The following is a 19689-nucleotide window of genomic DNA, read 5'->3' as shown; positions in this document are numbered from 1 at the left end:
TACATCTTGAAGTACCCAACTTTCGCATTTACTATACTTATTTTAATGTTATCTTGCAAAAAAGTCAACTATGTATAGCATTCATTATTAAAAAAATGATACATTTACTTAAATTACATCATTTAGTTGGTTTTTTCATCACATCATCCCACATAAATACAAATGCTTCCTCTGTAGGATTTATCGTTTACATTATTTGCAAATACACTTGTCACAAACACCATAGAATTTCAAACTATGATCTTCAATCTTAAAGTTATATTTTTTTTCAATAATAGTCTCCAATTCTTCTAGTAAATCTCCCTGAACCTCTAATACTTTACCACAGCGATTACATATTAGGTGATGATGTTGATGTCTCTCATTTTCATGGTTAAGTTCATATCTACTACAGCCATCATCTAAATCAAACTTTCGAATTACACCCATTTCTTCAAGAAGTTGAACTGTTCTATAAATTGTAGCAAGACCTATTTCTGGACAATCAGATTTAACCAAGTCATATAGTTCTTCCGCAGTAAGATGGCTACCTTCACTCTTAATTATTCCATTTAAAATAGCTCTTCTCTGCGGAGTAAGCTTATAGCCCTCTTGCTTTAGAGTTTCTTTTAAACTCTCAACGCTCTCTGGAGATACCTTTGACATATATATACCCCTTTTCTACAAACATCATTTGACTCACAGATAAGATTATATTAAGTATACTTTTATTTTAATCCTTTATTATAATATTGTCAATTGATAATCATTTAGTTTTAAGAAAATAGGTTAATTAGTTTAAAAATATACTAAAATGCCTTAATTTAGAATCTATTTGCTTAAATGCTATTATAGTTCTCCTGAAGAAATTGCGTCATACGCCTCTGAAATCATTTCAAACTCTTCATCGTCATCTATTGTAACTAAAATATCCTCACCCTCTGCGTCCTTATCTATTCTTAGTGCAATTGCATCAATATCTTCTTCACCAGTTGGCGCAACTATAACATATTCCTTATCTTTAATGTCCAATTTCGTTAGTACATCAAATTCTATTTCTTTACCCTCTTCATCATATAATAATACGGTTTCAACATTGTTATCCATTTTATTCTCTCCTTTCAATTTATGCAATCAATAATATCTTAATACCCGTTGCATATTTCTGTAAATTTCATTTTATAGACGCGTACCTAAACTATCTAAATATCCTTGTAAAATGAATGTAGCCGCAATTTTATCTACAATCTTTTTTCTTTTTGATCTAGATAAATCGCCCTCGAGCATCACTCTATTAGCAGCTACTGTTGATAATCTTTCATCCCACATTTTCACTTCTAAATTTAATGTTTCTTTAAGCTTTTCACAAAAACGCTGAACCTTTTCCCCTTGTGGTCCTATAGTTCCATTCATATTTTTAGGGAGTCCTGATACAAAACCTTCTACATTGTATTGCTTACATATTTTAGAAAGTTCCTCTATATCTAGAACTATGCTTTTTCTTTTAATTGTTGTAATTCCCTGTGCTGTTAATCCTAGTGGATCGCATACTGCTACCCCTATTGTTCTGTCTCCAATATCTAACCCTAATATTCTCATCCACATGCTCCTTTAATAATAGCCTAGTTAATGTACACCACTAACTTTAAAAAATAAAATGCCCCCTATGGGCATTTTACTTTTTTATGTCTAGATAAGATTTCAAAACTTCTTCCAATATCTCATCTCTCTCTAGCTTTCTTACCATCGCTCTTGCTCCATTGTAGTTCGTTATATATGTCGGATCTCCTGAAATTAGATATCCTACCATTTGATTCACTGGGTTATAGCCCTTTTTTATAAGTGAATTATATACGTCAGTCAAAATAGTTTTTGTTAAATCTTTTTTATCTTTTACAAAATCAAATTGGACTGTATTTTGATTATTATCCATTATATACACCCCTTTCCTCATCATACGCTAAACACTAAAATTTATCCCATTTGAATACGCTAGGAAATCATTTGGTAATATAGTAAATTTTTTTCAGTTATAATAAGTTCCATAATTACATAATAACTATAATTAAATTACTTATTATTAGTTATATTATAAAACAACTATTGCAAAAAGTATACTATTTTACCAATCTTTCAATTATAGAGCATACATTCGCTATTGCTTCATCTAATTTTTCGGGAAGTTTCCCACCTGCCTCTGCCATGTCGGGCCTTCCACCACCACCACCGCCAGCGATTTTAGCAACTTCTTTAATTATTTTCCCACAGTGTATTCCTTTATCTATTGCTGACTTAGATGCCATTGCAACAAATTGTACTTTATCCTCTGTACAACTTCCTATTACCACGACACCATCAACAATTTTATTACGAAGTTTATCAGCTAAATCTCTTAAAGCATCTCCGTTTATATTTTTTACAGCTCCAGAAATCACTTTAACACCTTTGACCTGTTTAATATTCTCTAAAATTTCATCTACTGAAGAACTAGCTAATTTTTCTTTTAATAATACTATTTCCTTTTCTTTGTCTTTTAATTCTAGCAATTGAGTTTGTAACTTATTTATTATGTCTTTTTCTGAACATTTTAATGTACTCCCAATATCTTTTAATAAATCACTTTTATCATCTACATATTTTATAGATTGTCTACCTGTTATAGCTTCAATTCTTCTAACCCCTGCCGCTACTCCCGCTTCAGATAAAATTTTAAATAATCCGATTTCGCCTGAATTTCTAACATGAGTACCGCCACATAATTCCTTACTATACTCTCCTACAGTTACTACTCTAACATCTCCTTGATATTTTTCATCAAATAATGCTATAGCTCCAGTTTCCTTAGCTTTCTCTATACTCATAACCTCAGTCTCTACCTTATATGCCTTCATAATATTATCATTTACAATTTGCTGAACTTTAGCAATTTCTTTCTCAGTTAGTGCAGAAAAATGAGTGAAGTCAAACCTTAATCTATCTTCATTTACATAAGAACCTGATTGATGAACGTGATCACCTAAAACTCTTTTTAGTGTTTCTTGTAGCATGTGAGTTACAGTATGATTTTTACAAATTTGAGCTCTCCTCTCTTCGTCAACCTTAAGAGTTACTATTTCATCTGCTATCAATGTTCCTTCTAATACCTCGATAAAATGTATTATTTTACCAGAAATATCTTTTTGGCAATCATACACTTTTGCTTTAAAATTATCATTAAAGATTATTCCCTTATCTCCAATTTGTCCTCCCATTTCTGCATAGAAAGGAGTATCTTCAGTTACAATAATCCCTTTTGAACCCTTTGAAAGCTCTGTAACATGCTCATCGCCACTAATTAAAAATTTAGCCTTAGATTTCAATTGCATTTTATCATATCCATCAAATCTTGTTTCTATATTTTTAGGAATTAAGCTCATTAAACTTTCTCCACTGCCCATATAATTCGACTGTCCTCTAGCAGCTCTTGCCCTTTGCTTTTGACTTTGCATTGCAGCATTAAATCCTTCTAAATCAATTTTTATACCCGCGTCGCTAAGTATTTCTTCTGTAAGCTCATATGGAAAACCATAGGTATCGTATAATTTAAAAGCTTTATCTCCACCTAAAGTTTTATTATTATTTTTTTGAAGCTCCTCTATGTAAACTTTTAATATATCCATACCAGAATCTATAGTTTCTAAAAATCTTTCCTCCTCAATTTTTATAACTTTTTTAATATAGGATGATTTTTCTTTTAATTCTGGGTATGCTTTAGAGGAGTTTTCAATAACAGTATCGCAAAGTTCACTTAAAAAAGTATTTTTAATTCCAATTAACCTACCATGTCTTGCCGCACGCCTTAGTAGCCGCCTAAGAACATAACCTCTTCCCTCATTAGACGGAAGCACACCATCACTTATCATAAAGGTTGTGCTTCTAACATGGTCTGTTATAACTTTTAAAGATATCGACTCATTACGGCTATCTCCACATTTCACACCTGAAATTCTTGAAACTTCTTCTAAAATATTTTTTATAGTATCTACTTCAAATATACTATCTGTGCCTTGCATTATACCAGCTATTCTCTCTAGACCCATACCTGTATCTATGTTAGGATTTTTTAATTTGTTGTAGTTACCATGTTCATCCTTATTAAATTGAGTGAACACTAAATTCCAAAATTCTATTACTCTATCTTCATTGCCTGCCTTAATAAACTCTTCTTCCGTTTTTATTTGGCCGAGTTCTACATTTCTATCGAAGTGTATTTCTGAACTCGGTCCACAAGGTCCTTGACCTATTTCCCAAAAATTTTCTTCTTTTCCTAACCTAAAAATACGTGAAGAATCAACATCAGTATTTTTACTCCATACATCAAAAGCCTCATCATCATCTAAATATATAGTTATATATAAATTTTCTTTTGGTATTTTCAAAACCTCTGTTGCATATTCCCAAGCCCATGGTATAACCTCTTTTTTGAAATAATCACCAAAAGAAAAATTTCCAAGCATTTCAAAAAAAGTACCATGTCTTGATGTCTTTCCTACATTCTCAATATCTCCTGTCCTAATACATTTTTGACAATTAGTTATTCTAGTATTAGGTGGAGTTTTAACTCCTGTAAAATATGGTTTAAGTGGTTGCATACCCGCATTTACAAGCAATAAACTGCTGTCATTCTTAGGTACTAGAGGAAAACTTTCTAGTCTAAGATGCTCTTTACCTTCAAAAAAATTTAGAAACGATTCCCTAATTTCATTTAATCCTAACTTTTCCATAATATCTCCTCCAATTATTTATAGATAGTGTTAACACGATCTATTTATACTAATTTTATATATAGAATTTAAAAATTCATAATTTTCTAAAATATAAAAAAACTTTCACTTCCCTAAAGCAAGGGACGAAAGTTTTCCGCGTTACCACCCTAATTATATCACTATATAATTAACTTTTATTAATTATATAGTGATATCTCTCAACAAAATAAGGTTCAAAGACAGCTTCAATATGTCTATCAAGAAGTTTTCACCCTCCACTTCCTCTCTAAATGATTAACTATATTTACTAATTCTTATCATTACCTGATATTAACTTATATATATATACTATAGTACATTTTACCTTAATACTTCAATATATGCAAATTATAAATAAAAATATATTGCTTATTCCTAGAACAGATAATAATTTAAGTCCTCATATATAACTTTTATCACTACTCCTAATGGCACTGCTAGTATCATACCTAAAATCCCTCCAACCTTCCCACCTATAACCAACAATAATATTACTGTTAATGGGTGCATACTTATACTATCACCAATTATTTTTGGTGACAATATACTTCCTTCGATTTGTTGAAGTGCAAATAGCCACAACGCTGTATATAAGGCTATTTTTGGAGAGGCAAGCAGAGCTATTAAAATGATAGGTATTACCCCAAAGATAGGCCCAAAGTAAGGTATTATATTAAAAATTCCATTTATCAATGAAAGTATTAAAGGAAAATCAACTTTCATAAACATTAATATCAAAAACGTAGCAATGGTTATAATTCCACATAAGATAAATTGACTTATAATATACCTTCCTAATACTTTATCAATATCCTCTATGATTCTCTTTATTATATTTCTGCTCTCTGGCGGAAAAACTATCAAAGCCTTATTTATCATGTTTTCACTATCGCATAAAAAGTAATATACTATTAAAGGCGAAACCATGTAAGTTAATATATTCTCACCGATGCCCATGATAGAATCTAATATTTTATTAAATATTAGGAGTATTTGAGCATTTGATTTTTGGTATATAGTAGTCATAATAGTACTCATGACTCTGCTTCTATTTAATACTTTTATTTTCATATTTGCATTAAATAAATATTTTTGCAAATCATTTATTGCCTTATTTATGTCTAAACTTTCTCTAAATATTGATGGAATTACCACTATAAATGTTAATAATACTAAACTTAATAAACCGACTATTATTAAACAAGCAGTAGCTTTTTTATTTACTCCTTTTCTAATCAAAAGCATATATAATGGTTTTAGTATATATGCAACAATAAAGGAAATAAAAACTAAATTTATTAATTGTTTAACAATAGGGATTTTTATTAACATAAAGAGTACAACTACAAAAATAATAATACTGAGAATCGTAATAGCTAACTTCTTTTTGCTATTTTTTTTCATCGGCTTTTCCCTCCACAAAGAAGTTATGTGGCATACTTTTAAAACATGATTCATCAAAATTGGGAATGTAGAGAATATTTTCTTCTCCAAGTATTAGTTCATTTATTAGCATTATCCTTTTCCCTCTAAGTATATTTGTAATAAATCCAGAAGACACTATAATTCCTTTTATTTCAAATGTATCACATGAAAAAGTAATATCCTCCACCATACCAAATACATTGCTACATTTATCTATTACATCCATATTAATAAAGCTATGTAAACATAGATATTTACTTTTCTCTACTTTTTTAACTACCATGTGCTTATTAAAATATATGATGTCTTCTTTTAATACACTTAAATTTTTATGAAAAAGTTTATAAGGAGATATTACAAATCCAATTACCTTTCCTTTATTAAAATCCATTAACAAATCTCTGATAAACCCAATTTTCTTGCCATCCACACTAACAACATTCATAAATATAAAATCTCTGCTTTTAAACATATTATCTCCTAAATGAAAAAAATTTAATTATTATTTATTTATAGTTATATTCTCCAAATAATCTCAGAATTATTACATATACTAAAAATAATGTTAAAGATAAGTATTTTGTAGTTGCACAATTTCTTATATTAAATTACTGTTAACTCTATTTCTTATATTTGCTCTAAATAATATTTTTAATAAAAATTTTATTCTTTAATGACTTCTTTACCCTATTCATTTTATTAAAAGAAGGTGGTGAAATTTAGTAATGAAAAAATTAATTATAAGTATATTGTTAATTGGTGGTTTATTTATATCTGGCTGTAGTAATTCAAATTTTAACCTTAGCCCTAATTTTAATTCTAAGGATGAGGTTGTTAATCCTAAGCCTGAAAATATTGATGTAGTTCAAAACAAGATTGATGCTATGAGCTTAGATGACAAGATTGGTCAGTTAGTAATTGTTGGGCTTGATGGTTATACAATGAATAATAATATAAATAATTTGATTAAAGACCATAAAGTTGGTGGATTTATTTTATTTAGAAATAATGTAGCTACTTCTAATCAATTAGTTAGCCTGATTAACTCACTAAAAACTACTAATTCACAAAACAAAACCCCTCTATTTATTTCTGTAGATGAGGAAGGTGGACGGGTATCACGAATTCCAAATGAAATTAAAAAGCTTCCATCCAACCAGGTTATAGGGGAAAAGAAGGATGGTGCCTTAAGTTACAACATTGGGAAAATTATTGCAGAAGAACTTAAAACCTTTGGATTTAATATGAATTTTGCTCCAGTACTCGATATAAATAGCAACCCTAATAATCCTGTAATAGGAGACAGAGCTTTTGGGAGTACCACTGATATTGTTAATAAACTAGGCATTAAAACCATGGAAGGTATGATAGATAACAATATAATTCCTGTGGTAAAACACTTTCCTGGCCATGGGGACACTTCAGTTGATTCCCATGTAGGCCTGCCTATAGTAAATAAGGATTTAACAAAACTTAATGCTTTTGAACTGACTCCCTTTAATGAAGCTATAAAAAATAATGTGGATGCCATTATGGTATCACATATATTACTTAATAAAATAGATGCTGTTTCTCCTGCGAGTATGTCAAAAATTATTATAACCGATATATTAAGAGGAACTTTAAAGTTTAGCGGTGTAGTCATTACTGATGATATGACTATGGCGGCCATTACAAAATATAATGACATTGGCGATGCTGCCGTTAAATCATTTAATGCTGGAAGTGACATTATCTTAGTATGCCATGAATATTACAACGAGCTAAAAGTAATTAATTCACTAAAAGCTGCAGTACAAAATAATGTAATATCAGAAAATAGATTAAATGAGAGTGTATATAGAATACTGAAACTCAAAGAAAAATATATTATTAATAACGATGCCATAAGTTCAATAAACATTAATGAACTTAACAATAAAATAGAAAACTTATTGAAAGAGTAAATCAAAATCAAACTACATGGGATTAACACCAATGAAGTTTCATTAAATCATCTCCTTCGTAGCTGAAATATATTTATTTTAAATCATTCCTCCAAGGCTCAAGCATGCACGACTCTCTATAATTATTTATCGCATTATGTATAGTTTGTTCTGCAAGCACTGAGCAATGTTGTTTTAAAGCCGGTAATCCTTCCAGGGCTTCAATTACTGACTTGTTGGTTAATTCCCATGCCTGTTCTAAGGTTTTACCCTTTATAAGCTCTGTCGCAATGCTAGATGATGCAATAGCTGAGCCACACCCAAAAGCCTTAAACTTAACACTAGTTATTATATTATCCTCAACCTTTATATAAATCTTCATTATATCCCCGCAATTAGGGTCTCCTGCCTCTCCAATACCGTTAGCATCACCTAATATTCCCATATTTCTTGGACTATAAAAATGCTCCATAACCTTATCACTATACATCATAATATTGCTCCTCCTTTTATAAACAAAATAATCAAATCATCACCTTCAGAGCTGAAATTTCACTATTTAAAATAGTTACAATTATCCACTATAAATACAGAGGGATACCTAGTTTTTTAACTAGATATCCCTCTGCCTAAATTATAAACTAAATTAGTACACCTATAAAATTTCCTCGATTATCCCTCCGCCAACTACTAAGTTTTCTGAATAGAAAACTACTGATTGGCCTTTGGTTATAGCTCTTTGTTTCTCATCAAAAACGACCTTCACCCTATTATTTTCCAAAGGGATTAAATTAGCTAATTGAGGAATTGCCGAATATCTAATCTTAGCTGAAACTCTTAAATTCGAGGTCAGCTTATCGAAGAGAATGAAATTTAAATCTTTTGCTATAAGCTCAGTTTTAAAAATATCCTCCTCATCACCTATTATCACTTGATTTGTTAGAGGGTTAATATCAGTAACAAAAACAGGCTTACCTACCGCTATCCCAAGTCCTTTTCGCTGTCCTATAGTATAATACACTATTCCTTTGTGTCTCCCCATAATTTCCCCTTGCTTATTAACAAAGTTACCTGGCTTTATTTCTCTACCACTATACTTCTTAATATAAGCTCCATGGTCATTATCAGGTATAAAGCAAATTTCCTGGCTGTCCCTTTTTTTAAAAACCTCTAGTCCAATTCGCTCTGCAATATTTCGTATTTCCGGTTTAGCATAATCTCCACAAGGCATTAAAGTGTGACTTAATTGCTCTTGAGTTAATGTATACAATGCATAAGTTTGATCTTTTCTATCATCTTCTGATTTTCTAAGAATATATCGCTCTTCTTGTTTTTCAATTTTAGCATAGTGACCTGTAGCTATATAATCAGCACCAAGCGCCTTCGCTTTTCTTAAAAATTCATCAAATTTAATTATTTTATTACATACAATACATGGATTAGGCGTTCTACCTTCCATATATTCATCAATAAAGTTATCAATAACATTTGTCTTAAAAACATCTTTAAAATTCATAACATAAAAGGGTATATCTAGTGCATCTGCAACGCGCCTTGCGTCATTTGCTGCAGAAATAGAACAACATCCGCCTTCATTTTCTTCATAATCCTGATTATCTGGTGATAGCTTCATCATAATTCCTATAACTTCATATCCTTGCTCTTTCAAAAGATATGCAGCTACGGAACTATCTACTCCACCACTCATTCCGATAACTACTTTTTTCTTCATTTAATATCACCTATTCTCCGTGTACTTCACCATGTATATCGTCATGTTCTACGAAATCCCATACTTCAAGTCCAGCCTTACTTCTATAATCATTAATTGCTTTGTGAATAGCTTCTTCAGCAAGTACTGAGCAATGCATTTTTATTGCTGGAAGTCCATCTAACGCTTCAGCCACAGCTAAATTTGTAAGTGTCCATGCATCATCTACAGATTTACCTTTAATAAGCTCTGTTGCCATACTTGAAGATGCTATAGCTGATCCACAACCAAAAGTTTTAAACTTTGCATCTACTACTATATTTTCTTCTACTTTTAAATAAACTTTCATAATATCTCCACATCTAGCGTTACCAACCTCACCAATTCCACTAGCATTTTGAATTTCTCCTACATTTCTTGGGTTAGTAAAATGGTCCATAACTTTTTCACTGTACATCATATTAATTTTCCCCTTTCTTTAAGTAGTCATCCCATAGCGGGGACATATCTCTTAATCTTTGGATTATTTTTGGTATTGTTTCTAATGCAAAATCTACTTCTTCCTCTGTGGTAGCATCACCTAATGTTAATCTTAAGGATCCATGTGCTATCTCATGCTTAAGACCTATGGCAAGTAACACGTGAGATGGGTCTAAAGAACCCGATGTACATGCGCTTCCACTTGACGCTGCAATGCCTTTTGCATCTAACATCAATAATATAGATTCACCTTCTATAAATCTAAAACAGATATTCGAATTGCCTGGGAGCCTTTTTGCTCCTATTGGTCCATTTAATCTTGTGTAAGGTACTTCTAATAATCCATTCATAAGCTTATCTCTTAAATACACTAGTTTTTTATTATTTTCTCCCATGTTTTCTACCGCTAGTTCAAGAGCTTTACCAATTCCCACTATGCTAGCTACATTTTCAGTACCTGCTCTTCTATTTCTTTCTTGTCCACCACCATGTATTAAATTATCTATTTTAATTCCTTTTCTTACATATAAAGCTCCTATGCCCTTAGGTCCATAAAATTTATGACCAGCAAGGGATAATAAATCTATGTTCATTTCTTTTACATCAACTGGAATATGACCTACTGCTTGAACTGCATCCGTATGAAAAAGTATTTTTTTACTTCTACATAATGCGCCTATTTCTTTTATTGGTTCTATTGTTCCAATTTCATTGTTAGCGAACATTACAGATACTAGAATAGTTTTATCTGTAATAGCATTTTCTAAATCTTTAATGCTAATAAATCCGTATTCGTCAACTGGTAAATATGTGATTTCAAATCCATTCTTAGCTAAATATTCGCAAGTATGTAATACTGCATGATGTTCAATTGTTGTTGTAATTATATGATTTCCCTTTTGCTTATAAGCAGAAGCTATCCCCTTTATTGCCCAGTTATCTGCTTCAGAACCTCCACCAGTAAAGTAAATTTCATTTTCGCTGGCGTTTAGCGCTTTTGCCACCTTGTCTCTTGCAACATCAATAGCTTTTTTAGTCTCTCTTGATAAAGAGTAAATTGATGAAGGATTTCCAAAGTATTTTGTAAAATAAGGAATCATCGCGTCCAAAACTTCTGGTTTAGTATAAGTGGTTGCAGCGTGGTCCATGTAAATTGATTTATTCATTATCTTTCACTCCTTTAATTAATGTAATTTCATTGTAATCATCTACAATATCTTTTAAAGTTATTGATGACGTTACACTATCTATACTATTTTTTAATTTCTTCCATAATAATCTAGTAGCACAACAATCAATATTATTGCATGCTCCGTCTTCTAAACAATTTGACACCTCAATTGGACCTTCAAGTACGTCAAGGACGTCTTGTATAGTTATTTCCTCTGGTTTTCTATTTAGTATGTATCCACCCTGAGCTCCCCTTATACTTTTAATAAGCTTCGCACGCCTTAGTGATGAAAATAATTGTTCTAAATAATATTCAGAAATATTTTGTCTTTCTGATATGCTTTTTATAGATACAGGTTGTTCTCCATAATTTATTGATAAATCCACCATGGCTTTAACCCCATATCTTCCCTTAGTAGATAATTTCATACAATCACTCCTTCAAAGTAGAGTGTTTTGCTATACTTTCTAAAATAATAATATCAAATCCTAGTAATGTTGTCAACTATAAATAACTCAATTCTTCATTATTATTCCTATTTATAAGCTAAATCATTGAATTATTCATTAATAATTCATATATATATCCATAATACTCAAATTTATATATTATGAGAAGTATTTAATCTTATAACTAAAAAAGTTTCCTTGAAGTATTTAATTATATATAGTATAATTTAAAAAAAAGCTTTGGAAGAATATCACCCACGTAGGTGCATCACCTGCGTGGGGTTTTTTATATTTTTATAGGAGGTATTAAAAATGAAAAATGAAATTGTAAAACCATCAATTTTGCCTGGCTTTATGGAGTTACTGCCAGCAGATCAAATTCAGTTCAACAAATTAGCAGATACAATAAGGGGAACATATGAGAGCTTTGGGTTTATGCCCATAGACACACCAGTAATAGAGAAATCAGAAATACTCCTGGCAAAGGGAGGCGGAGAAACCGAAAAACAAATTTATAGATTTTTAAAGGGTAGTAATGATTTATCCCTTAGATTTGATTTAACAGTGCCACTCGCGAGATATGTGGCTCAAAATTTTAGTTCTTTAACTTTCCCATTTAGAAGATACCAAATCGGTAAGGTATATAGAGGAGAGAGAAATCAAAAAGGACGTTTCCGTGAATTTTACCAATGCGATATTGATATTGTTGGAAACAACAGTTTAAGTATTTTGAATGATGCTGAAATACCTAGCATTATTTATTCAATATTCAACAATCTTGGATTTAAGAATTTCACAATAAAAATAAACAATAGAAAGTTATTAAATGGTTTTTTTGAATCTTTAGAAATCCAAGATAAATCTGAGGTATTAAAGACTATTGATAAAATAGATAAAATTGGAGTAACAACCGCAACCGAGGAACTCTTAAATAGTGGTTTAAGTAAAGAAGTCGTAGAAAAAATTCTTGAATTCATTAATATCAGTGGAAGCAACGATGATATTTTATTATTATTAAAGAATTTAAACATTTCTAATTCAAACTTTAAAGACGGTGTATGTGAACTTTCAACAGTTACTAAATACATTAAATTATTTGGAGTTCCTGATGATAATTTTAAAATAGATTTAAAAATATCCAGAGGCCTTGATTATTACACAGGAACTGTTTATGAAACATTTTTAAACGAATACCCTTCTATAGGATCTGTATGCTCAGGTGGACGCTATGATGATTTAGCAGGGTATTATACAAAACAAAAACTACCAGGAGTAGGGATATCAATTGGTCTTACTAGATTATTTTATCAATTAAATGAAGTTGGATTCTTTAAAAATAGCACTACCTCTTCAATAACAAAAGCACTAGTAATACCACTAGATAATAATATTGATTATGGAATTTCTCTTGCAAATGCGTTAAGAGATAAGGGCGTAATCACAGAAATATACCTTGAGGATACTAAACTTGTAAAGAAGCTTGGGTATGCAAATAAATTAAATATCCCTTTTGTACTTTTATTAGGTGAAACAGAAGCTCAAAATAAAACTGTTACTATAAAGAATATGCTCACTGGTGAGCAAATAACTTCTGATTTTGATGATGCTCATAAAATAGTTAATTTATAAATCATTAACAACTTCAGAAGGAGATTCATACTCTTCCTGAAGTTTTCTCTTTTTTAGTCACCTTTTCTTCGTAAGACTAATACTATATACTGTAAATAATTTTACGAGGAGGATTATATGTCTAGTAAAGATAATAGTCCAAGCTACAGGGGTTTGATACTTGGCATAAACAAAAAGGTACCCCTTATATCCGGAAAAAGTGTTACTGCAATTAATTTTGATAATGCAGCAACTACACCTCCCTTTAAATCTGTCATGGAAGATATTATTGATTTTGCTCCGTGGTATTCCTCCATTCACCGTGGTGAAGGGTATAAGTCTCAACTAACTACTAGATTATATGACGATTCTAGAAATATCGTCAGCAAATTTGTTAATGCTGATTTTAATAATACAGTCATTTATGTTAAAAATTCCACAGAAGCCTTTAACAAGCTTTCCACCCTATTATACGATCCATATGAAAAAAATGTTATTCTAACAACGGATATGGAGCATCACTCAAACGACCTACCTTGGAGAGATAAATTTATTATCGATTATATATCCGTAGATGCGGATGGTCGCTTGTCCTTAGATGATTTAGAATCTAAGTTAAATAAATATAATAATCATATAAAATTAGTTACAATTACAGGTGCTTCAAATGTAACTGGATATAAAAACCCTATTTATGCTATCGCTAAATTAGTTCATAAATTTGGTTCAAAACTACTTGTGGACGGAGCACAATTAATACCCCACGCTCCTTTTATTATGAGTAATAAGAATTCAGAATATAATATAGATTTTTTAATATTCTCTGCTCATAAAATGTATGCCCCTTTTGGCACTGGTGTATTAATCGGTCCTAAAAATTTCTTAGATAAATGTGAGCCCGATTTAGTAGGCGGTGGAACAGTAGATATTGTTACTCATGATTTTATAAAATGGGATGACTCTCCTCAAAGGCATGAGGCAGGTTCGCCCAATGTTATAGGATCTATAGCTCTAGCATCTGCTATTAAAACATTGAATAAAATTGGTATGGACAACGTGGAATGTATTGAAAAAAAATTGACCGCATACGCCATTTTGAAAATAAAAAATATTCCAAACTTAAAAATATATTGTGATACTTCTAAAGGAGTTGACCGGGTTAGCATAATCCCCTTTAATATTTGCGGAATTCACCACGCCTTGGTTGCAAAAATCCTTTCCTATGAGTGGGGTATTTCAGTGAGAAGCGGGTGTTTTTGTGCTCAGCCATACCTTGCTAAGCTATTGAATATTCCTAATGAGTTTACACTTAATCTCATAACAAATCCTGATTTATGCCGTCCTGGAATGGTTAGAATAAGTTTTGGACTGTATAACACTTACTCAGAAATTGATACATTAGCTTATGCTCTAAAGAAAATTTCATTAAACAAAAATTTTTATGTTGCAAAATATGAAAATATGAAAAAAACCCTTTTTGATGTATAACTTCTAAACTCATTTACTGGTAAATAAAAATAATATACTTTAGTTTTTATCTGAAATTATAAAAAGACAAGTCTCATTATGCGGAGCTTGTCTCTTCTCAATTTTGACGCAAGCATTGAGCCAATAATTATCATAGATATTGATGTTGTGGTAGTTAATATGCGATAACTTGATTAATTAATTGGCTATTTTCCATTTTTGTCCTCCTTAGTTCAAAATATTGGCCCAATAAAGGGGGGCTCTTATTAACTATTCATTAAAATAAAATATTTTTTTACATAAAAATATATTCCATTTTTCTCTTTTTAAAATACACCGGCTTTAGGTTACATATCTCACATATCCTAGTAGCTTCTAAGAATCTTTTCCCAATATCCTCTGCATGATGAGCATCTGATCCTATGGTTACATATTTTCCTCCTATTTGATTGTATGCTTTATAAATATTAATCAAATTGATATATGCCTCCTTATTTCCTAGTCTTCTAGTATTAATTTCCATTATTTTTCCATTTTTCACTATAGCTTTTAAAACGTCATTTATACATTCATTAAATTCATGATAATGTATTTCCTTATCATTGAAAGTGGCATATCTAGATATATAGTCAATATGTCCTAAACTATCAATAAAGTCGTACTGTTTTATGCAATCGACCATACTTGAAAAATATTGCTCAAAGGCTTCTTTTTTAGTCTTACCTTCATAAAATTTCGGACTGAAAACATCTTCTCCTTTGGCTACATGTATAGATCCGATTATATAGTCAAAAGGATGTTTACGTGCTATTTCTCTATTTTCCTCTAGGCATATAAGTTGCATACCTATTTCAATCCCAAGCATAAACTTGCTACTTCTATACCTTTCATAATCATTAAAATATTTATTTATATCAAAAACAAAACCTGTTCCTGTTGGAAATTTCAAATCTAGATGCTCTGTAATAGTCATTCCTATTCCATTTTTCCTCGAATGCTCTAGTGCATCCTGAATCTTCATTTGGGAGTCTAAAGAAAATTCTGTATGTATATGTGAGTCAATCATAAGCCATCCTCCTAGTATTCCTATATATCATGCAAAAGCTATTATTTACTTTTATTTATTTAATTATATCATAGTTTATAAATATATAATTTTCAGTTAAATCATCTCCTGAGATTATGCACTAAAAAAAGGGATTATAAAATGTAATCCCTTCGTCTTCTTATGTTATTTAAATTTTATAAAGCTTCGCCCTTTTTCAAAAACAAGACATAAAAAAAATACAAACTACTCTCTTTGTAATACCAAGCCTTTTTAGTTGAAATATCCAATTTATATTATATATTACGAAAGAACTCTATGATTCGTTTTTAATGTATCTCCTCCACCAGATATTGTGGCATCATATGTTCCAGCCATAGTTCCCATGCTAACAATCCAATCAAATGTAGTCACCCCTGTACCATCAGTAGTACGCCATTGAATGACAGAGACTGTTTTATTTGCTAATTTATAAGAAGTCTTTATGTTGTATAATGTATTCGGTGTTCCTTGTATTGTTATAACACCTGTTTCTCCACGCTTAACAACGGATACTTCATTTATAATTTTTAATTGACTTTGAGATATTACAGATTGTTTTTGTGACATATTTAAATCTTCTACCATAGTTGCTACCTCAGTAGTACGATTGCACCCTATCATACACATACCTAATAATAAAACACATGCTATCTTAATCTTCATAACTCCACCTCTTCTTATATATTAAGATGCCCATATTTTAAATTATATATTTCAGTAAATTATTTTATAATTTGTAAATATATGTTATAATTTCATTTGCAGGAACAATAAAATTATAATGGGAGGATCATGTAAATGATTGAAATTTTAAATCAATTTAGCTCTACGTCTGGCCAATCTATTAAACTTATTGCCATCACATTATTTATTTTTGGAATTTTACAATGTTTCCTAGGGTATAAGATATTAAAATTTTGGATTGCTGTTTTTGGATTTTTAATATTTGGTATGCTAGGTGGATTAGTCAGCGTATTTATTATAGGAAGCTTAGGAGCGGGGATATTTTTCGGATTGCTATTCGCTATAGGAGGAGCTTTTATATCATTAAAGATATATAATGTAGGAGTTTTTACTCTTTGTGGTCTTATGGGATTTTTATTAGCTTATATGCTGACACAAAGTATTGCATTATCAATATTTACATCATTAGTGGTAGGTATTTTAAGTATATTTTTTGTAAAAACTGTAATTATTCTCTCCACCAGTGTTTCAGGTGGCTTCGCGGCTGGCATGAGTTTACTTATAATACTTAAAGCAGATAGTGATTTAGCTAATATACTTCTTAGTGTAGCCATTTCTATAGTTGGAATATTGGTACAATTAACTTTACACAAAAACGCGACTAATTCAAATTCATGCTTCTCAAAAATTAACTCATCGCAGCCTAAAAGTCTTCCACTAGGAAATACTTTCTCTTCGAATATAAAAAACATAATAGAAATGGATAATTCCCTTGTGGCAAAAGAAGCAACTGGGATAACTTTTGATGAAGTTTGTCAAAATCTTCTTGAAGTGCTTTATTCCTTTAAAGTCTTAAAAACTATTATGCCATTTATAGATTTCATTTTATATTTTGTAAGTTTTATATCAATTGCAATATCCATTTTCACTGACTTTATATGGATTAACAGTAGCGTAACAATATTATTGCTTGTAGGTGGCCTGTGCTTTATAAATAAAAAGTACATTGCTCTTGCTCTATCATTTATAGTTATTACTATCTCAAAATTAGTGATGCTAGCTAGTTCTTTGCCAAAAATACAGCATTCCAAATATAGTACTCCTTATGAATTAATAGACACGGTAATTATAGGATATATTGCGTTTGTTTCAATAAAGTACCTTTTAAAATCAGACGAGGGGATTTTATTAAAGCATAAACTACAAAATTTATTTCAAAAGCAAAATCACACTAACCATAATACTAACACATCACCTCAATCTGCAAATGGAATTAAAATTATGATAAGATGCCCAAATTGCACCGCACTTAATAGTGAGACTTCTGAAATCTGTAATAGCTGTGAATCAGTATTAATAGTTAAAGATACTGCTGTGAACGACGCTGAAACCCAAGATATAAATGTGTAAAATCACAAAAACTAAAATATAAATCTTCAAAGTTATCAATAATAATAATATATAATGGAGTTAATATTTCTATTGCCATATTTTAATAAAGGGCACCTGCCAATAAGCAGATGCCCTTCTCTACACACAAATATTATGTTTCTATTCGCCTAGTATAACGGGAATTTACTACATAATTGTACTACTTTTTCTCTAATTGGTTCTAAGTTTCCTTCTCTATTTTCTAGAGTTTCATTTATAAGTTCAGCTATTTTTTTCATTTCTTCTTCTTTAAATCCTCTTGTAGTTACAGCAGGTGTACCAATTCTTATGCCACTTGTAACAAATGGACTTAAGGTTTCATTTGGTACAGTATTTTTATTTACAGTAATACCTACAATATCTAATAACTTTTCAGCTGCTTTTCCAGTAATATCTTTGTTTGTTAATTCAATAAGTAAAAGATGGTTATCTGTCCCTCCAGATACTAATTTAAATCCATATTTTAAAAGTTCTTCTCCCAATACTTTTGCATTCTTAACTACTTGGTCAATGTAAACTTTGAATTCTGGTTTAAGAGCTTCTCCAAAGCAAACAGCTTTAGCTGCTATAGTATGCATTAATGGTCCACCTTGCATTCCTGGGAAAATAGACTTGTCTACTTGTTTTGCATATTTTTCTTTACATAAAATTGCTCCACCTCTAGGTCCTCTAAGTGTTTTATGTGTTGTAGTAGTAACAAAATCAGCATATGGAACTGGAGACTGGTGTGCTCCTGTTGCAACAAGTCCTGCTATATGAGCCATATCAACAAACATATATGCGTTTACTTCATCGCAGATTTCTCTAAATGCTGCAAAATCTATAGCTCTTGGGTAAGCACTAGCCCCAATAACTATCATTTTAGGGTTATGCTCTTTAGCTAAAGCTCTCACTTTTTCATAATCTATAGTTTCTGTTTCTAAATTAACACCGTAAGGAACGAAGTTATATAAAATCCCTGAAAAATTTACTAAACTACCATGTGTTAAGTGTCCACCATGACTCAAATTCATACCTAGTACTGTATCTCCTGGCTTAAGCATTGAAAAATATACAGCCATGTTAGCTTGAGAACCTGAATGAGGTTGCACGTTAGCATGTTCTGCTCCAAAAAGTTCCTTCATCCTATCACGAGCTAAATTTTCTATTTTATCAACTACTTCACAACCACCATAATATCTTTTAGCAGGATATCCCTCTGCATATTTATTAGTTAATATAGAACCATTTGCTTCAAGTACAGCTCTGCTAACAAAATTTTCAGAAGCTATTAGTTCAATATGATCCTCTTGCCTCGCGTTTTCCTCTTTAATAATATCGTAAACCTTGAAATCATTGTTTTTTAAATATTCTGTCATGTCATATCCTCCCTCTCATCTTTTAGATTAAACAATTCACTAAACCGGTTTCATTAGTAATTTAAAATAAATAAGAATAATACTCTAAAATTATATAAATATGTATTATACTTATATTATAAAAGTTAAT

At 30.7% G+C, this 19689-nt stretch carries 19 protein-coding genes and 1 other annotated feature; of the genes, 4 read left to right on the top strand and 15 right to left on the bottom strand.

Annotated elements, in window-relative coordinates; genetic code table 11:
- Positions 1-192: 192 nt before the first annotated feature.
- From ACWJJT_RS02355 to ACWJJT_RS02325, 7 genes are all read right to left on the bottom strand, one after another.
- Positions 193-645, bottom strand: coding sequence for a Fur family transcriptional regulator (locus ACWJJT_RS02355; RefSeq protein WP_462955931.1), 453 nt, complete (start codon positions 643-645; stop codon positions 193-195).
- Between the two features lie 183 nt (positions 646-828).
- Positions 829-1086: a DUF1292 domain-containing protein gene (locus tag ACWJJT_RS02350; RefSeq protein ID WP_165412741.1), complete on the bottom strand. Its 258-nt coding sequence runs from the start codon at positions 1084-1086 to the stop codon at positions 829-831.
- 72 nt (positions 1087-1158) lie between these two features.
- Positions 1159-1578 (bottom strand): Holliday junction resolvase RuvX, encoded by a 420-nt coding sequence (gene ruvX, locus ACWJJT_RS02345; RefSeq protein WP_462955930.1) that lies wholly within the window; start codon positions 1576-1578, stop codon positions 1159-1161.
- A 76-nt stretch (positions 1579-1654) separates the two neighbouring features.
- A complete protein-coding gene (locus tag ACWJJT_RS02340; protein WP_165412743.1) occupies positions 1655-1912 on the bottom strand; it encodes an IreB family regulatory phosphoprotein in 258 nt (85 codons plus the stop codon).
- Positions 1913-2096: 184 nt separating this feature from the next.
- Complete coding sequence (alaS, locus tag ACWJJT_RS02335; protein ID WP_462955929.1) at positions 2097-4742, bottom strand: alanine--tRNA ligase; 2646 nt, start codon at positions 4740-4742, stop codon at positions 2097-2099.
- Between the two features lie 118 nt (positions 4743-4860).
- Positions 4861-5054, bottom strand: a binding site (T-box leader).
- An 84-nt stretch (positions 5055-5138) separates the two neighbouring features.
- Positions 5139-6167 carry an AI-2E family transporter gene (locus tag ACWJJT_RS02330; RefSeq protein WP_462955928.1) on the bottom strand — a complete coding sequence of 343 codons (1029 nt, stop codon included), beginning with the start codon at positions 6165-6167 and terminating at the stop codon, positions 5139-5141.
- Positions 6154-6660 carry a PRC-barrel domain-containing protein gene (locus tag ACWJJT_RS02325; RefSeq protein WP_462955927.1) on the bottom strand — a complete coding sequence of 169 codons (507 nt, stop codon included), beginning with the start codon at positions 6658-6660 and terminating at the stop codon, positions 6154-6156. The genes ACWJJT_RS02330 and ACWJJT_RS02325 overlap by 14 nt, the downstream gene beginning before the upstream one ends.
- Before the next feature lie 253 nt (positions 6661-6913).
- Here ACWJJT_RS02325 and nagZ point away from each other — a divergent pair, with 253 nt between their 5' ends.
- Positions 6914-8134 (top strand): beta-N-acetylhexosaminidase, encoded by a 1221-nt coding sequence (gene nagZ, locus ACWJJT_RS02320; protein ID WP_462955926.1) that lies wholly within the window; start codon positions 6914-6916, stop codon positions 8132-8134.
- 73 nt (positions 8135-8207) lie between these two features.
- Here nagZ and nifU (ACWJJT_RS02315) read toward each other — a convergent pair whose 3' ends face one another.
- The 5 genes from nifU (ACWJJT_RS02315) to ACWJJT_RS02295 all read right to left on the bottom strand — a co-directional run bounded on the left by nifU (ACWJJT_RS02315) (position 8208) and on the right by ACWJJT_RS02295 (position 11903).
- The gene (gene nifU / locus ACWJJT_RS02315) at positions 8208-8606 is read right to left on the bottom strand and encodes a Fe-S cluster assembly scaffold protein NifU (protein ID WP_462955925.1); all 399 of its coding nucleotides are present in this window, start codon (positions 8604-8606) and stop codon (positions 8208-8210) included.
- Between the two features lie 162 nt (positions 8607-8768).
- Positions 8769-9845: a tRNA 2-thiouridine(34) synthase MnmA gene (mnmA, locus tag ACWJJT_RS02310; RefSeq protein ID WP_462955924.1), complete on the bottom strand. Its 1077-nt coding sequence runs from the start codon at positions 9843-9845 to the stop codon at positions 8769-8771.
- Positions 9846-9855: 10 nt separating this feature from the next.
- The gene (gene nifU / locus ACWJJT_RS02305) at positions 9856-10284 is read right to left on the bottom strand and encodes a Fe-S cluster assembly scaffold protein NifU (protein ID WP_165412750.1); all 429 of its coding nucleotides are present in this window, start codon (positions 10282-10284) and stop codon (positions 9856-9858) included.
- 1 nt (position 10285) lies between these two features.
- A complete protein-coding gene (gene nifS, locus ACWJJT_RS02300) occupies positions 10286-11470 on the bottom strand; it encodes a cysteine desulfurase NifS (RefSeq protein WP_462955923.1) in 1185 nt (394 codons plus the stop codon).
- Positions 11463-11903 (bottom strand): RrF2 family transcriptional regulator, encoded by a 441-nt coding sequence (locus tag ACWJJT_RS02295; protein WP_165412752.1) that lies wholly within the window; start codon positions 11901-11903, stop codon positions 11463-11465. Before ACWJJT_RS02295 ends, nifS begins: the two co-directional genes overlap by 8 nt.
- Positions 11904-12236: 333 nt before the next feature.
- Here ACWJJT_RS02295 and hisS point away from each other — a divergent pair, with 333 nt between their 5' ends.
- Together hisS and ACWJJT_RS02285 are read left to right on the top strand one after the other, a co-directional pair.
- Positions 12237-13553 carry a histidine--tRNA ligase gene (hisS, locus tag ACWJJT_RS02290; protein WP_462955922.1) on the top strand — a complete coding sequence of 439 codons (1317 nt, stop codon included), beginning with the start codon at positions 12237-12239 and terminating at the stop codon, positions 13551-13553.
- 117 nt (positions 13554-13670) lie between these two features.
- Positions 13671-15020 (top strand): aminotransferase class V-fold PLP-dependent enzyme, encoded by a 1350-nt coding sequence (locus tag ACWJJT_RS02285; RefSeq protein WP_462955921.1) that lies wholly within the window; start codon positions 13671-13673, stop codon positions 15018-15020.
- Positions 15021-15294: 274 nt separating this feature from the next.
- Here the strand turns inward: ACWJJT_RS02285 and ACWJJT_RS02280 are convergent, their stop codons facing one another.
- Together ACWJJT_RS02280 and ACWJJT_RS02275 are read right to left on the bottom strand one after the other, a co-directional pair.
- Positions 15295-16065 carry a histidinol phosphate phosphatase gene (locus tag ACWJJT_RS02280; RefSeq protein WP_462955920.1) on the bottom strand — a complete coding sequence of 257 codons (771 nt, stop codon included), beginning with the start codon at positions 16063-16065 and terminating at the stop codon, positions 15295-15297.
- Positions 16066-16347: 282 nt separating this feature from the next.
- Positions 16348-16749: a hypothetical protein gene (locus tag ACWJJT_RS02275; RefSeq protein WP_462955919.1), complete on the bottom strand. Its 402-nt coding sequence runs from the start codon at positions 16747-16749 to the stop codon at positions 16348-16350.
- A gap of 135 nt (positions 16750-16884) precedes the next feature.
- Between ACWJJT_RS02275 and ACWJJT_RS02270 the strand changes: the two genes are divergently transcribed.
- The gene (locus ACWJJT_RS02270; RefSeq protein WP_462955918.1) at positions 16885-18180 is read left to right on the top strand and encodes a hypothetical protein; all 1296 of its coding nucleotides are present in this window, start codon (positions 16885-16887) and stop codon (positions 18178-18180) included.
- A gap of 149 nt (positions 18181-18329) precedes the next feature.
- Here the strand turns inward: ACWJJT_RS02270 and ACWJJT_RS02265 are convergent, their stop codons facing one another.
- Positions 18330-19559: a serine hydroxymethyltransferase gene (locus ACWJJT_RS02265; RefSeq protein ID WP_462955917.1), complete on the bottom strand. Its 1230-nt coding sequence runs from the start codon at positions 19557-19559 to the stop codon at positions 18330-18332.
- Positions 19560-19689 lie beyond the last annotated feature (130 nt).

The sequence above is a fragment of the Clostridium sp. CM041 genome (assembly GCF_055081035.1).
Note: the sequence above shows the minus strand (reverse complement) of the source record. Positions and strands in the feature narration are given on the sequence as shown.

Coding starts and splice junctions, on each gene's coding strand:
- ACWJJT_RS02280 (WP_462955920.1), bottom strand. CDS start 16,065: ATGATTGACTCACATATACATACAGAATTTTCTTTAGACTCCCAAATG.
- mnmA (WP_462955924.1), bottom strand. CDS start 9,845: ATGAAGAAAAAAGTAGTTATCGGAATGAGTGGTGGAGTAGATAGTTCC.
- ACWJJT_RS02285 (WP_462955921.1), top strand. CDS start 13,671: ATGTCTAGTAAAGATAATAGTCCAAGCTACAGGGGTTTGATACTTGGC.
- ACWJJT_RS02295 (WP_165412752.1), bottom strand. CDS start 11,903: ATGAAATTATCTACTAAGGGAAGATATGGGGTTAAAGCCATGGTGGAT.
- nifU (WP_462955925.1), bottom strand. CDS start 8,606: ATGATGTATAGTGATAAGGTTATGGAGCATTTTTATAGTCCAAGAAAT.
- ACWJJT_RS02325 (WP_462955927.1), bottom strand. CDS start 6,660: ATGTTTAAAAGCAGAGATTTTATATTTATGAATGTTGTTAGTGTGGAT.
- ACWJJT_RS02355 (WP_462955931.1), bottom strand. CDS start 645: ATGTCAAAGGTATCTCCAGAGAGCGTTGAGAGTTTAAAAGAAACTCTA.
- nifS (WP_462955923.1), bottom strand. CDS start 11,470: ATGAATAAATCAATTTACATGGACCACGCTGCAACCACTTATACTAAA.
- ACWJJT_RS02350 (WP_165412741.1), bottom strand. CDS start 1,086: ATGGATAACAATGTTGAAACCGTATTATTATATGATGAAGAGGGTAAA.
- ACWJJT_RS02270 (WP_462955918.1), top strand. CDS start 16,885: ATGATTGAAATTTTAAATCAATTTAGCTCTACGTCTGGCCAATCTATT.
- nifU (WP_165412750.1), bottom strand. CDS start 10,284: ATGATGTACAGTGAAAAAGTTATGGACCATTTTACTAACCCAAGAAAT.
- ACWJJT_RS02340 (WP_165412743.1), bottom strand. CDS start 1,912: ATGGATAATAATCAAAATACAGTCCAATTTGATTTTGTAAAAGATAAA.
- ACWJJT_RS02330 (WP_462955928.1), bottom strand. CDS start 6,167: ATGAAAAAAAATAGCAAAAAGAAGTTAGCTATTACGATTCTCAGTATT.
- hisS (WP_462955922.1), top strand. CDS start 12,237: ATGAAAAATGAAATTGTAAAACCATCAATTTTGCCTGGCTTTATGGAG.
- ruvX (WP_462955930.1), bottom strand. CDS start 1,578: ATGAGAATATTAGGGTTAGATATTGGAGACAGAACAATAGGGGTAGCA.
- ACWJJT_RS02275 (WP_462955919.1), bottom strand. CDS start 16,749: ATGAAGATTAAGATAGCATGTGTTTTATTATTAGGTATGTGTATGATA.
- nagZ (WP_462955926.1), top strand. CDS start 6,914: ATGAAAAAATTAATTATAAGTATATTGTTAATTGGTGGTTTATTTATA.
- ACWJJT_RS02265 (WP_462955917.1), bottom strand. CDS start 19,559: ATGACAGAATATTTAAAAAACAATGATTTCAAGGTTTACGATATTATT.
- alaS (WP_462955929.1), bottom strand. CDS start 4,742: ATGGAAAAGTTAGGATTAAATGAAATTAGGGAATCGTTTCTAAATTTT.